The 13,841-nt window shown below is 67.3% G+C and carries 10 protein-coding genes and 1 pseudogene; 9 read left to right on the forward strand and 2 right to left on the reverse strand.

Annotated features, from left to right (window positions below; translation table 11 throughout):
- Positions 1–476: 476 nt before the first annotated feature.
- The 4 genes from K228_RS0110820 to K228_RS0110835 are packed head-to-tail and all read left to right on the forward strand — an operon-like array spanning position 477 to position 5,423.
- Complete coding sequence (locus K228_RS0110820; RefSeq protein ID WP_245603447.1) at positions 477–1,079, forward strand: hypothetical protein; 603 nt, start codon at positions 477–479, stop codon at positions 1,077–1,079.
- A complete protein-coding gene (locus K228_RS0110825; protein ID WP_020216755.1) occupies positions 1,076–4,183 on the forward strand; it encodes a pyridoxal phosphate-dependent decarboxylase family protein in 3,108 nt (1,035 codons plus the stop codon). The genes K228_RS0110820 and K228_RS0110825 overlap by 4 nt, the downstream gene beginning before the upstream one ends.
- Positions 4,180–4,692, forward strand: a complete 513-nt coding sequence (locus K228_RS0110830) for a nucleotidyltransferase domain-containing protein (RefSeq protein WP_020216756.1) — start codon at positions 4,180–4,182, stop codon at positions 4,690–4,692. The genes K228_RS0110825 and K228_RS0110830 overlap by 4 nt, the downstream gene beginning before the upstream one ends.
- Positions 4,689–5,423, forward strand: a complete 735-nt coding sequence (locus tag K228_RS0110835; RefSeq protein WP_020216757.1) for a sulfotransferase family protein — start codon at positions 4,689–4,691, stop codon at positions 5,421–5,423. The genes K228_RS0110830 and K228_RS0110835 overlap by 4 nt, the downstream gene beginning before the upstream one ends.
- 14 nt (positions 5,424–5,437) lie before the next feature.
- Here K228_RS0110835 and argS read toward each other — a convergent pair whose 3' ends face one another.
- Positions 5,438–7,162, reverse strand: a complete 1,725-nt coding sequence (argS, locus tag K228_RS0110840) for an arginine--tRNA ligase (RefSeq protein ID WP_020216758.1) — start codon at positions 7,160–7,162, stop codon at positions 5,438–5,440.
- 178 nt (positions 7,163–7,340) lie between these two features.
- Here argS and K228_RS0110845 point away from each other — a divergent pair, with 178 nt between their 5' ends.
- From K228_RS0110845 to K228_RS0110860, 4 genes are read left to right on the forward strand one after another with little or no spacing between them, the layout of a single operon-like run.
- Complete coding sequence (locus K228_RS0110845) at positions 7,341–8,429, forward strand: glycosyltransferase (RefSeq protein WP_245603448.1); 1,089 nt, start codon at positions 7,341–7,343, stop codon at positions 8,427–8,429.
- Positions 8,426–10,093: a hypothetical protein gene (locus tag K228_RS0110850; RefSeq protein WP_025618466.1), complete on the forward strand. Its 1,668-nt coding sequence runs from the start codon at positions 8,426–8,428 to the stop codon at positions 10,091–10,093. Before K228_RS0110845 ends, K228_RS0110850 begins: the two co-directional genes overlap by 4 nt.
- A complete protein-coding gene (locus K228_RS0110855) occupies positions 10,090–10,308 on the forward strand; it encodes a hypothetical protein (RefSeq protein WP_020216761.1) in 219 nt (72 codons plus the stop codon). The genes K228_RS0110850 and K228_RS0110855 overlap by 4 nt, the downstream gene beginning before the upstream one ends.
- 3 nt (positions 10,309–10,311) lie before the next feature.
- Positions 10,312–11,031, forward strand: a complete 720-nt coding sequence (locus K228_RS0110860; RefSeq protein WP_020216762.1) for a phytanoyl-CoA dioxygenase family protein — start codon at positions 10,312–10,314, stop codon at positions 11,029–11,031.
- Here K228_RS0110860 and K228_RS25505 read toward each other — a convergent pair.
- A pseudogene (locus K228_RS25505) lies at positions 10,974–11,677 on the reverse strand (HAD family hydrolase). The gene K228_RS0110860 and the pseudogene K228_RS25505 sit on opposite strands and share 58 nt — an antisense overlap.
- A gap of 1,067 nt (positions 11,678–12,744) precedes the next feature.
- On the opposite strand from K228_RS25505, the gene K228_RS0110870 reads away from it, so the two are divergent.
- Positions 12,745–13,632 (forward strand): replication-relaxation family protein, encoded by an 888-nt coding sequence (locus tag K228_RS0110870; protein ID WP_020216763.1) that lies wholly within the window; start codon positions 12,745–12,747, stop codon positions 13,630–13,632.
- The last annotated feature ends 209 nt before the right edge of the window (positions 13,633–13,841 follow it).

The raw sequence follows: 13,841 nt of genomic DNA on the forward strand, positions 1-13,841 counted from the left end.
CGTGGAGTCGTCAATGTTCATGACATTCACGCGATCATCATCGGGCTTCCCGGAGTTCACCACCCGCAGCCCTGCCCGGTGGAGCCACAGGTGCTCCACTCAAGGGAGATCGACGGCAAGCGAGGTTCCCGCCACGATCACCAACTGTAACCGGGTGGGCGGCGAGGGGTTTCATGAATATCATCGTGATCCTTGTCCGCCGAGGCCGTAGGTCGTTGGCGGCAGGTTCGAAAAACGAGGGGGTATTGGTGAGCGACGCTGAGACAGCTGGTGAGACTGCGGCACCAGCCCGGGGGCCGGTGTGGCGGATCGCGTTCCTGTTCCACGCGGATCTCGGCCTGCTGTCGACGACCCTTCCGCGCTGTCTGGAGGCACTGACCACCTTGACATCCGAGACCTACGAAGTGGTCGTACTCGCTGACGGAACCCCGGAGGACATCGCTGTCGCGCTGCCCGATCGGATGAGGCAGTGGGGCGTGGACGAGGTGCAGCTTCGCAGCCGCCGGAGACATATGGCCGGCGGTGACCCCTCGAACAACGGTCATCGCCGCTTCTTTCCGCTGCGTGCCCCGTACTTGATCGTGATCGAGGACGACGTCGTCATGTACCGCACCGAGCGTTCGTTCGATGTCCTGAGGACGTGCCGGGAGCTGTTTGAACGCCATCCCGACGTTCCCGTGCTGTCGAAGGTGAGTGATCATGAGAAGTGGACCTGGAAGCTGGCCGACCGGGGCGCCGTGATTGAGCCCGGAGTTCGATCGGTCAACCGGCTGTCCACCCACTTCGTCGCCTACGACGTGGCGCGTTTCGTGCCGGTAGCGGAGCGGTTCGGCGGGTTTGACCTTGACGTATTCATCGACCGATCCGACCTCAGCTACAACTGGGAGGATGTGGTATCGCACGTCGGCACCACCGGTGGCCGCCGCATCGCCTTCCCCGAGTCGTGGCCGCTCGATGTTTATCACTGCGATCGCAAGATCAGCCCCAGCTCGATGTATCACACGCAGCGGCCTGAGGTGAAGGCTGAAGTCCTTGCGGACCTGGAACGGCGGTACCAGCAGCGGGAGGTGCCTGCTTGAGCACGGGCCGGATCGCCGCTGCCGCACAGAACCTGGACCGGAGGCGGGTAACCGCATGGCGGCGGGTGCTCGACGGCGTCAATTCGCTGTCGTCGAGGTACCGGGCCCGCTACGCGGTGGTTCTGGCTCAACTCGAGAGGAGCGCGGATCCTGCGGCGGTCCTGGCGGCACGCTCTGCCATCGTGGTTGACCACGACGCGGGCCGGGCGGCCGCGATCCTCGCCGGAACGGGGACCCGGCAATCTCCGACCGAGCGACTCGCAACACCGCAGCGCCTGGCCCCGGAGCCCCGTGGACACCGGACCGTCGTGGGAAGTGAGCCGCTGCTGACTGTCGTCCGAGACCTGCTTCGCCACCACGCGGACGTCACCGCGTTCGTCACCGCGCATCCTTGTCTGGAGCAGACGGCGGTGCCGCTGCACCCCTCGCGGCAGGCGCATCTGATCTGCGCCGATGGGCGGGAATTGGTCGCGCTGCGCTGGGCAGCCGAGTCCGTAGCGGAACGATCCGCCCATCAACAGCGGATGAGCGAGCTGTTGACGGCGGTGTCGGATGTGGCGCCGCTTCCCGTTGTCGCGCACGACGAGTACGTCCGGGTCCAGCAGGGCGAAGACGACCCTTGGGTGTTCGCCCCGAACCTCGGCCAGACGCTGGAGGACCGCTTCCGAGAGGATGCCTTCGCCTTGGGCGAGCGTGGCGCGCTCATCGACTCCATGATCGCACTGCGGTGCACCATGCTGGCCGCGGGCGTCGTGTGGCAGGGGTTCGCTCCGCGCAACATGTTCCTCCGCGACAGCCAGTTGGTGTTGATCGATTTCGAGGAGGTCGTGGTAGCCGGAACCGACCCGGTTCGTGCCGCCGAGTGTCTGCGGTGGCATCAGATCTTCTTCGCCGACTGTCTTACCGCAGAGGAGGCATCCCGCCTGTTCGCATCGGCCGCAGACGAGCCCGACGTTGACGACGACCAGGTACGCGCGGCTGACGGTTTCGAGCGTGCTCTGCTCGGCGTGGCGACCGTGACGTGGCGCCAGCGCCGTGAGCTGTTGCGGGCCAGCGCCGTGCTGGAAGGCCGGCACACCCGCCCCGGCGGAGGCATCCTGTACGGACACGAACTTGGGCACTTCTGGGGCGACTTCGTGCCGGTCAGGGAGGAGGCCCGGCTGTTCGGCCTGCTCCGGGCGGTAGCCGGGCCGGAGCAACTGGCGGCTGTGCTTGAGGTTCTCGAGGCGGCGATGGAGGCGGACATCTGCCGCAACCTGCGACTACGGGCGCACGGTACGCCCGAAATGACGTCACCGCGGACGACGGCAGCGATCGACGTGCTCGAGGCGATCGGATCCGCGCGGCTCGCCACCTTCCGGCTGGCTTACGATCGCTGGTACGACGAGCTGACGACCGATCCGTGTCTTCTCGTCGACGAAATCCTGCATGTCGCGGGCTCCACGCTCACCGGGCTGAACCAGACGCAGCTCGACACCTACCTGGTGGGCAACGAGGAGGCACGCAAGACCCACGAGGAGTCACTGGCCAGGGCGACTCGCATCGGTCTGGACCTGCTGCACCGCACCGACGAACCATTCCTGCACTACCGCGAACCGGACGAACTGCGCACGGTGCTAAGCCGGCCCCTGCCTCGCGACGGTGTGGACCTCGATACTGTGCTGACCGAAGTTGACGAGGTCGTCGCCCGTTACGCGATCGCTCAGTCCCACCCCGCCTACCTGGCCTTTCCGGACACGGGAAACGCCGTGGCCGCGGTGGCCGGAGGCGTGCTGGGTCGGATTCTCCACCAGAACCTCATCGCCGTGGATCGCAGCGCGCCGTCGGCCACCTTCGTGGAGATACAGGTGATCGAGTGGCTCCGGGAACTGGTGGGGTACGACTCGGCGCCGGTGGCGGACCTGCGCGGGGTGCGTGACGTAGCTGGCCTGTGGGCCACTGGCGGGCACCTGTCCAACCACATCGCCATGCTGGTGGCACTGGGGCGACGGTTTCCGCAGGTGCGGCAGCGCGGCTTGGCGGGACTCGACACCCAGCCTGCGGTGGTCATGGCCGGACCCATCGCGCACTACTCGCACAGCGACGCCGCCTTCCACCTGGGCCTGGGCTGGGACGCCGTGATCAGCGTGGGCGCCGAGGCCGGCTACACCACGGACCCAGCCGCCGTGGCGGCGGCACTGGCCGACCCGCCACCGGGCAAGACACCGTTCATGGTGGTAGGGGTGGCCGGCAACTGCCGGACGACCGGCCTGGACGACCTGGCGGCGCTGGCTGACATCTGCCGGCGGCACCACATCTGGTTCCACGTCGACGCCTGCCACGGCGGCAGCATGATCTTCAGCGAGCGGCTACGCCGGCGGCACCTCAGCGGCATCAACCTAGCCGATTCGGTGTCACTGGACCCGCACAAGGGCCTGTTCACGCCATATCCGTCGTCATATGTCGTCTTCCGGGATCGGGGAGTGCTGACCCACTTCAGCCGGCACGAGGCGGCGGTGATGGCGGACGGGTGCTGGGATCTGGGGCTTATCACGCCGTTCCTCGGTTCGCGGGGGTTCGAAAGCCTCGCGACCTGGATGTTGCTGCGCCACGTCGGGGTGCGTCATCTTGGCGACCTAGTCGAGAGCCGGCAGACCCACGTGCGGTACCTGGAGCGCCGCATCGACGACAGTGACCTCTTTGTCCGCCTCAACGACGTGGACTTCTACCGCCTGGCTTTCGTGCTGTGCCCGCCCGAGGTACGGCGACTCCTGGCCGGGTTCGATCCGCTGCGACGCCGCCGTTCGGCGCAGACAATCAGCCGGTACACCTCGAGACTGAACACGATCCTGTACCGGACGGGGCAGGTGTGCTTCGACGAGCACACCCTGTCCGATCTCGGCGACCGGGTCGGGGCGGGTGCGGGCACCTCGTACACCATCATGGCGACGTGTCCCGGCAACCCTCTGCTCACCCGGGCCGACCTGGACCGCGCGATGGACCGGCTGCTCCGCGCCGCGACCCCGCTGGTGCCTGATCTGCTGGCCGAACTCAGCATGACGTCGGGTGGTTCCAGCACGCCGCCGCCGGTCGCCGGACCGGCAGGCTGGAGCGACATGCCATGAAACTCGCCCCGATCCGCCGCTGCCTGCAGGAACATCTCGGTACGGCGGTCAGTGCCGCCTTTGTCTACGGCTCGGTGGCGACCGGCCGCGACGGTCCGGGCAGCGACCTCGACTGTTTTGTGCTCACTCGATGGGACCTCGACGGGCCGCAGCGGCGCCGCGCCCAAGCCGGATTCGCCGCCCTGCAGCGGGCGCTCGGCTTCACCCCGGATTGCGACTACCCGGTCGAGCTGTTCTCGACCCACGCGTGCCGAGCGATCCTCGAAGGCTCCGCGCTCGCCGCGATCATCGCCCGGGCGAGCACGTGCGGCATCGCGCCACACACAGCCCAGAGCGACGAGACGGAGGTGCTGCGGTCGCTGCTCGACCAGCGGCTAGTGGTCACCCACTCCAGTTGCCTGGACCAGCTCACCGAACAGGCGCGGGCGCTGGTCCGCCGCACGGCACACGACCCGTCAGCACTCCTTCGCGCGCTCGGGCTGGACCGGGCGCCACAGGCGCGAATATGACCGCCGGTGCCGAGCGGCTGGTGGCGTCGCCCGTATTCGTGCTCAGCTCTATCCGGTCGGGTTCCACCCTGCTGCGCTGTATCCTGAACAGCCATCCTCATGTTCACGCACCGTATGAACTGCACCTCGTCGACCTATCCGTTCACCTGGACAGCCCCTTCGCCCACCTGGCCATGCAGGTGGCCGGCCTCGACAACCGGCAACTGGAGCACCTGCTGTGGGACCGGCTGTTGCACCGCGAGCTCACCCGTTCCGGCAAACGCCTGATCGTCGACAAGACCCCGACCAACGTGCTGCGCTGGCAGCGGGTGGCGGAGTGCTGGCCCCAGGCGCGGTACGTGTTTCTGCTGCGGCACCCGCTTCGGGTGGTGCAGTCGGCGATCGTTGCCCGGCCGCACGCCACCCCCGCCGAGTCGACCGACCTGGTCCGGCTGTTCCTTGCCCGGCTGGACGAAGCACGTCGCAGCCTGCCGGGAGTCACTATCCGGTACGAGGATCTCACTCGACGGCCCGAGCAGGTCGTCCGGGGGCTGTGCGGCGATCTCGGCGTGGAGTGGGATCCGGGCATGCTCGACTACGGCAGGTACGACCACGGACCGTTCCGGGCCGGCATCGGCGACTTCACCGAGCGGATCCGGACCGGCCGGGTGCTGCCCGGCCGGCCCAACCCCACAGAACCCGAGATACCCGAGGAACTTCGGTCCCTCTGCCGCCGCCTCGGATACCTGTGACCAGTTCGGCTGACCTACATCCGCACCGGGGCACCAATCCCGAGCAGGGTTAGGCCGCGGGCGAGGACCCGGGCGGTCAGGTCGCACAGCGCGAGCCGGCTCTCCCGGGTCTCGCCCTCGGCGCGTAGCACCGGGCACTTCTCGTAGAAGGCGGTGAACGCGGTCGCCAGGGTGTAGAGGTACGCGGCGAGGCGGTGGAACTCCAGCGTTTCGGCTACCGTGGCGACGACCCCTTCGAAGGCCAGTAGTTCGATGGCCAGGGTGCGTTCGGCCGGCTCGGATACGGCTACCGCCGACAGGCCGGCCGGGGCGGCGACCCCGCCCCGGCGGAAGATCGACCGGATCCGGGCGTGGGCGTACTGCAGGTACGGGGCGGTGTTGCCGTCGAAGGACAGCATCCGCTGCCAGTCGAAGACATAGTCCTTGACTCGGTCGTTGGACAGGTCGGCGTACTTGATCGCGCCGATGCCCACCATCCGAGCGACTTCCGCGCGTGTCTCGTCGTCGAGGTCGGGATTCTTTTCCGCGACCAGCGCCGCCGCTCGTGCCACTGCCTCGTCGATCAGCTCCACCAACTTGATCGTGTCGCCGGCCCGGCTGCGTAGGATCTTGCCGTCCGGGCCGAGGATTGAGCCAAAACCGACGTGCTGGGCGCGAGCCGCGGTGGTGAGCCAACCTGCCTCGCGTGCCGCCTCGAACACCATCTCGAAGTGCTGCTTCTGCGGTAGCCCCACTACGTAGAGCAGCCGGTTGGCGTGAAGTTCCTGGGTCCGGTAGCGGATCGCGGCCAGGTCGGTGGCACCGTAGCCGAAGCCACCGTCGCGCTTCTGCACGATGATCGGCAGTGGGTCACCGTCCCGGTTGGTGAACCCCTGTGGGAACACCACTTTGGCGCCCTCGCTGTCCCTTAGCAGCCCGAGTCGATCCAATTCCTGCACGACCGGATGCAAGCGGTCGTTGTAGAAGCTTTCGCCGAAGAAGTCCTTCTCCGTCAGGCAGACGTCGAGCCGGTCATAGACCGCCAGGAAGTACTTCTCCGACTCGTCCACGAGCAGCCGCCACAGCCGCAGCGTCTGCTCGTCGCCACCCTGTAGCGCGACCACCCGGGTACGCGCCCGCTCCTTGAAAGCGTCGTCGGTGTCAAACTTCGCGCGCGCCGCTCTGTAGAACGAGTTCAGATCACCCAGCGACAACTCGTGCGCAGCCTCGGTTTCCCCGATGTCCAGCAGATGCTCTATCAGCATGCCGAACGGTGTGCCCCAGTCGCCCAGATGATTGGCCTTGATCACCCGGTGGCCGAGCCATTCGAGCAGTCGTACGGCGGCGTCGCCGATGACCGTGGATCGCAGGTGCCCGACGTGCATTTCCTTGGCGACGTTGGGTGCCGAATAGTCGATCACTACGGTGTCCGGCTGTGTGACCGGGGCAACGCCGAGGCGTCCCTGGCCGGCCATCTCCGCGATCAGTGGCGCGAGGGCGTCCTCGGCGAAGGTCAGGTTGATGAACCCTGGGCCGGAGATCTCCACCGACTGGCACAAGTCGTCCAGATGCGCGTGCCGGACCACGTCGGCCGCGATCTCGCGAGGGTTGCGACCGAGTTTGCGGGCCAGCGGCAGCGCGCCGTCGGCCTGGAAGTCGGCGTGCTGCGATCGGCGCAGGCTCGGGTCAGCCGGGGCACCGGCGACCGTTTCGAAGGCTGGCGTGAGCCGTTTCTGCAGCAGCTGTTCCAGGTTTGCCATGCTGTGCAATCTAGCCGACGCTCCAGGCCCGGCCCGAACGATAGCCACCCACCAGGCGGGCTGTCGGATCCGGACCGGCGAAGCTCGCCCGATCATGGGGTGGTGACGGAGAAGCGGTAGGTCGATACTGATCGGCGTGCCGCATCCGCTCTGCGTTTTTGTACCCGAAATCGGCCTGGTGAGCGAGACGTTCATCCATTGGGACGTCCACGAACTTCTGCCAGGTGGCACCGTTGTCGTCGCCGATCCGCCACCCCGCGGCGACTCGGTGCGCCGATCTCCGGCCTGGGACGTAGGAGGCTGCCCCCATCTGGTCTTCGAACCACTGCCCAGCGATCCGCCTGTCGGGCCGGAGCGAATGGCTGCGGTGGCGAGCTTCCTCGCCCGTCACGAGGTCGAGACGGTACTTGTGGAGTACCTCGACTTCGCCGACCGGTGGTTCGACTTTCTGGCCGCGCAGAATGTGCGAACGTGGATCCGGGGACATGGGGTCGACTTATCTGCCCGGCTGAGGGAGTCGCGCTGGCGGCAGGCATACCGCCGGTACGCCGACGCCGCGGGCGTCATCGTGCCCAGTCACGTGGCCGCCCAGACACTGGCCGAAGCCGGCCTGCCGGCGGACAACGTCCACGTCGTCCGATACAGCGTTGACCTGCCCGGACTGCGGACTGCATCCGACGGGGACAACATGATCCGATGCGTCGCCGTGGGTCGACTCGTGCCCAAGAAAGCGCCCGTGCTTCTCATAGATGCTTTCCGTCGCGCCGCAACGAACGACGACCGCCTCACCCTCGATCTGGTAGGTGAAGGCCCGCTGGCGAATGATGCCCGTCAGTACGTCGACGCCCACCGGCTCGCCGACCGGGTGCGCCTACACGGGCGACTCCCGCATGCTGACACGCTGGCCCTCGTGCGCTCCGCGGACGTCTTTCTGCACCACGCGGTCACCGCACCCGATGACGGCGACACCGAGGGACAACCCCTGGCCATCCTGGAAGCCATGGCGGCCGCGGTTCCGGTCGTCGCCACCCACCACGCCGGAATCCCCGAGGTGGTCGACGACCGGCGCAACGGCCGGCTGGTACCTGAGCACGACGTCGCCGGCATGGCATCCACGCTGCTCCACCTGGCCGCAAACCCGACCGAGCGGCGACGCCTCGGCGCAGCGGCACGCGCCACCATCGAGGAACGACACACCCACACCGTCGCGCGCCGGACACTTCTACGCCTGCTCAGCCTCGACACCCGCGAGCGGATCGCCAAATGAGAAACGCCGTCTTCCTTGTCAAGAACGGCATCGGGTTCGGCCACATCCGTCGCGCGCTGATCCTCGCCGAGGCCGTACAAAAGGCAGGTCGACTGAGGCCCGTCGTCATCAGCCAGGCCAGCTCACTGGTGCTCTACCGTGATAGCCCCGTACGGGTGGTGAACCTCCCCCTGCTGCACCGCGTACCGTCCGCGGTCACCGAGGACTTCTACACCGATCTGCTCGACCGCCTGCTCGACCGGCTCAACCCGGCCGTCGTCATCGAGGACACCTACCCCGATGCCCGGTACCGCCGGCTGCCCGCTCTCGCCGACCGGCCACGGATCCTGGTCATGCGCCGGCTCGACGGGCTGTCACTGGATCAGATCCGCCAACGCGGCGATCTGGCCCACTACGACCGAATCCTGATCGCCCAGGATGAAGTCGACTTCCGTCGGGAGGGCCACAGCGGCGAAACACTGGCCGCTGTGGAATCGAGTAACCGGTTCGCCTTCGTCGGCAATATCGCTTGCGCGCCGCGACGATCGCAGGCGACCGCAGTCCGCCGCGAGTACTCGCCACACGGAGCACCGCTGGTCGTGGTCAATGGTGGCGCCGGCGGCGATCAGATGCCCGACGGTTACGGTCACCGCCTGTTCCACGCCTGCCACCGCATCGCCGCTGCCCTCTCCGCCGAGGCGAATCCCGCCGTCTTCGTCTTCGTCACCGGTCCGTACTACGCAGGCGGTGAGATCCGGCCTGCCCCCAACGTGACGGTACGGAGGTTCGAGCCGCGACTCCCCGCCCTGCTGGCCGCCGCCGACGTCGCCGTGATCAAGCCAGGAAACAACGCCTTGTCCGAGGCGCTCACGGGACACGCCCGACTGGTCCTCGTCCCTGACAGGTCGTTCATGGAAGGCCTCGACGAGCACGCCGCCCGTGTTGCCGTCTGCTACGGCGGAGCCGTCGGGCAACCCGACCAGACGAGCCTGGAGCCCCTGATCCGGGAAGCTCTGGCACGCCCACCCCGCCAGAACCGGGTAGAGCCGCGCACCGAGGCCGTCGAGGCGGTCGTGCGAGAACTTCACCAGCAAACCGACGGAGACCGCACCATCCGGGTCCGCCGCAAGCAGTTGCTGTTGGTACTTCTTCCGCCTGCTGCTGTGGACCCGGATGACCACCCCACCGGGAAGCTCCCGCCCGAATTGCGGGATGCCGTGGTGGTGAGGGAACGGCGCCACGGCAGGAGCGTTTCCGCGCCGGCCATCGGCCGGGGCGACCCAGCAGGAACCCCATACGCCATCCTGATCGGCAAAGATCCACCTGACGAATCTCCCCAGGCTCTCGCCGATCTGGGCGTGCGTGCACTCGTACAGACCAGTTCCTCGGCAGCCGTGGACCGCTGGCTGCACGGGCAACCGGTCCAGCCGGCACTGCTGGTCCTACCGGCCGAACGGATCACCGCCCGCCCTGCGTTTCCAGACGGCGTCGTACGCCGGATCGCCCGACAACTGCACGACCGGGCGAACGCCATCGCCGTCCTCGATCTCGCGGGGCTGACGAGCAACAGCATGAAGGAGTACCTGGACCACCTGGGGCAGTGGGTCGCGCGCCAACCGATAGAACTCGTCGGTGTCCCAGAGATCATGGAGAAGCTGACCGACAGATGGGTGGAACGAGGGTGATCACGCACCACGATGACCAGCAGTGGAACCCGGAGGAGCCAGAGACAACGCTGGTCGAGAGGTATCACGTACGCCGCGACGACTTGGTGGTCCCACTAGCCGACACCATCCTTACCCTGCTTGAGCCGGCAGGGTCGGTGATCGACCTCTCACACCATGACCGCCGTGCCGACGTCATCGAAGTGCGCGTCTCCCACCCCGACAGCAGGAGTTGATCCATGACGATAGTGCCAGCTGTCCTCGCCGACGAAGTGCGGCAGCAGGGCTACACGATCTGGCCGGCCTACGCCTCGCCCACCGAGTGCGCGACGCTCCAGCAGTCGGCCATGAACCTGACCGGTGGCGAGCACGCCCATCATTACCCCAAGTCAACCCGGGTGTGGGACCTCTACCAGTTCGATCCCATCTTCACCGACATGGTGGCCAAGCCAGGGCTCGCGGATCTTCTCGACGAGCTACTCGGCAGGTACTACCTGCTGTCCGACTACAGCCTCAACGTCGTCAAGCCCGGCCAGCCAGTAGACGACTGGCACATCGACTATCCCTACAACGAGATGAGCGACCTCGTCTCCGGCGGCGTACTTGGACTGCAGTGCGTCCTGGCCGTAGACCAATTCACCGAGACCAACGGTGCCACCCGGCTCGTACCCGGCTCGCACAACCCGCCTCGCCGACCACCGAAGACCGGCCTCGACTCCGCGGAGACGCTCATCGTCGAGCCGGGAACGCTACTCATCATGGCTGCCGCGACCTGGCACCGCTCCGGCTACAACCGATCGGACCGCCCCAGGACTGCCGTGCTGATGAGCTTCGTCGAACGATGGGTCAAACCCCTGTCCGACCCGCTGCCGGCGGACCTGTGGGTCCACGATCCACGCCTTCAGGTCATGCTCGGGGCGCAGCGCCCGGCTGAGACCATCAACGGCGTCCCGATCTGACTAGCCGGCCGACTCGTTGTACCTGCTACCAGTTCGGCCAGCTCCGCCAGCGAGTCGAGATGGAAGAGGCAGCGGTCGCTGATGGTCTTGTCGTCGAGGATGTGTCCCCATGGGCCGCGGTGTATCAGGGCGGTCGCGAGTCCGGCGGCCTGTGCTGGCCGGATGTCGTTGTCGAGCCGGTCTCCGACGTACAGGACCTGGTCGGCGGGGCAGCCCGCTTCCGCGACGACGCGGTCGAAGAACGCCGCCGACGGCTTCTCCACGCCCCAACCATCCGACGTGCCGATCACGTCGACCGGCAGGTTCAAGGCGCGCAGGATGGTCTCGGCTCGGGCGGTCTGGTTGCCGGCTAGGCCGACCTGCACGCCCAGCCTCCGTAGGGCGGCCAGGCATCCGGGTACAGGTTCTCCTCGGAGAAGTGTTCCGGCTTCCCGGCGTCGGCCCGGCGCTGCCGCTCCTGCGCGAGGTCGAACCCGGGCCGGAACACCTGGAACGTCTCGCGGTAGTCCAGACCGCGAGCGATGACCGCGCCGACGACGGCCGAGAAGGTGTGCCGTGGGACGCCGAGCCAGTCGGCCCAGGTGCCGTACTCCCGGGACTCGTCGACGATCGTTTCACCCGCGTCGAAGAACACGCTCGAGATCATCCTGGGATTGTGGCCCCTCGGGCTCAGGCGGATCAACGTGCGCCGAAAATCGGGCCCCTTGTCTCGAGTCGCGGTGGCTCATCTGATCCCCGAGCGTCTTCCCCACGGAACAAACTCTCGCGATGTGGGACGGCGGTACGCGTCCGCCAAGATTTTTCTGTCATTTTCGGCAGGGAATCCGTACCACTGGATACCAGTACGGGTTGACGGGTACCAGCGCGTCCGGCTGGGTCCGGGGAGAGTCATGATCGACTGTCGGTGATGCTGGTTGACAGGGTGCTGCCGGCGGAGGCGTACTGATACGAACGTGACCGCGTGACGGTCTGCCCGCCATGTTCGATCGGCCGGGGTGGTGGCGCTCCTTCGGGAGCGTCGCCGGTCGTTGGAGGCTTGGGAGTGGGCGGGCTGTCGATGGTGTCGAGTGACAGGGGAGTCGTCATGAAGGATTTTTCTCCGGCGGGTTGAGTCGACGCCCCACCGGGCCGTCGTGATGTCGACGGTTCCCGCAGTAGCTGTTCCAGGCTGAGACGAGCCCGCTGCCGGCGCGGCACGCTGCCGCCCGCTCTGCCCTCCACAACTGCGACCGCTGTTCCTGCTGCCGCGACAACAACCTCACTGGTGGTCGTGTCGGCTTGTTGCTGCCCTGATCCGTGCCTCGGGTCGGCCGGTGTGCCGGTTGGCGTGTTCGTTGACAACTCCACAGTGCGCCTTGCCGTCGTCTTCCGCGCCCGCCGGCGGCTGCGGCGGCGCACACCTATGGCGCTACGGCAGTCGACGTCCCATTCTTTCGATCAAGGAGCTCTTGTGTTCTCTGTACATCCCGTCTCACCGCGTTCCGGCTTTCTGCCGGTGGCGCTGACAGATTCCGTGTTGACCTCCGTTGCGGGGTCCGGGTTGACGTCCCCGTTGGGGTCAGTCTTCAGCCGGACACCCGAACGGACCCCATTTCCCGCTCACACCGCAGGTCAGCCCGTCTGTCAACACTGGCTGGTTGTGCTGCGACAGACCCGTCCTGGTCTCGGGTCTCCCCTGGGAGGCCATACGTATCGGAGAGGAGGTGATGGTGGATGGATGATCCGGTTCTGCGGGTCCAGTCGCAGCTGACCGATCGTGACCGGGTCCTGCTGGGCTGGCTCTACGACCACGGCGTGCTGACGTCGTTCCAGATCGCCCAGGCACTGTTCCCGTCGCTCGACTTCTGCCAGCGCCGATTACGGACTCTGTATCGGCTGCGCCTCGTCGCTCGGTTCCGACCGCAACGGGCCGACGGCGGCTCTTACCCGTACCACTACGTCATCGACCAGCTCGGCGCTGAGGTCGTCGCCGCCAGCCGCGACGAACGCCCACCCCGGCGCGACCACGCCCGGGTGGAACGGCGGCGCTGGACCTCCACCCGCAGCCTCTCTCACCGCCTCGGGGTGAACGGCTTCTTCACTGACCTGGCCGGGCACGCCCGTACTCATCCGGGCACCGGCTTGGTGGAGTGGTTGCCGGAGGTGGTGTGCCAGCGTGCCGGGACGTTCACCAGCCGACAGGATCCGGGGCTGGTGCGGGCGTATCAGCCGAGGGTTCGCCCGGACGGCTACGGCCGGTGGGTCGAGAATGATGTCGAGGTGCCGTTCTTCATCGAGTATGACACCGGCGCCGAGCAGTTGTCGATCTTGGCCGGCAAGGTGGACGGCTATCGGGAGCTTTTCGGCACGATCGGGCGGGCGTGGCCGGTGCTGTTCTGGCTGCACTCTGCTGCCCGAGAGCGCAACCTACGCCGCGTGCTGGCCGACGTGCCGCTGGCGGTGCCGGTCGCCACCGGGGCCCGCGACCACGCCGCGACGACGGGCCTCGGCCCGGCAGAGGCGGTGTGGGCCGTGGCCGGCCGCGAAGGGCCGCGTCTGCGGCTGGCAGATCTGGCCAGGTATGCCGTTGACGCATCCGGCCGGGAGGGTGCGGCTGCATGATCGGCGACGGCACGACGGCCGTGGACAGTACCTCCGCGGTGGAGCGGATATCAACGGCCGGCGTCTGTCACGGATCTGTCGTGAGCAGCGCGGTCGGCGCTGACAGATCCGTGAGAGCACCAATCGTCCGCTCCCCACAGCGGCGGAACCAGTCTCGGTCCGGCGTCCGCGTCGGGTGGTCCGCGACCGGTGTCCGGTTCCCGTCCCGA

This window comes from Salinispora cortesiana, from assembly GCF_000484695.1.
Classification (GTDB): domain Bacteria; phylum Actinomycetota; class Actinomycetes; order Mycobacteriales; family Micromonosporaceae; genus Micromonospora; species Micromonospora cortesiana.

Excerpts from the sequence above, each read along its gene's own strand:
- K228_RS0110860 (WP_020216762.1), top strand. The coding sequence starts at position 10,312 with ATGACGATAGTGCCAGCTGTCCTCGCCGACGAAGTGCGGCAGCAGGGC.
- K228_RS0110850 (WP_025618466.1), top strand. The coding sequence starts at position 8,426 with ATGAGAAACGCCGTCTTCCTTGTCAAGAACGGCATCGGGTTCGGCCAC.
- argS (WP_020216758.1), bottom strand. The coding sequence starts at position 7,162 with ATGGCAAACCTGGAACAGCTGCTGCAGAAACGGCTCACGCCAGCCTTC.
- K228_RS0110870 (WP_020216763.1), top strand. The coding sequence starts at position 12,745 with ATGGATGATCCGGTTCTGCGGGTCCAGTCGCAGCTGACCGATCGTGAC.
- K228_RS0110835 (WP_020216757.1), top strand. The coding sequence starts at position 4,689 with ATGACCGCCGGTGCCGAGCGGCTGGTGGCGTCGCCCGTATTCGTGCTC.
- K228_RS0110830 (WP_020216756.1), top strand. The coding sequence starts at position 4,180 with ATGAAACTCGCCCCGATCCGCCGCTGCCTGCAGGAACATCTCGGTACG.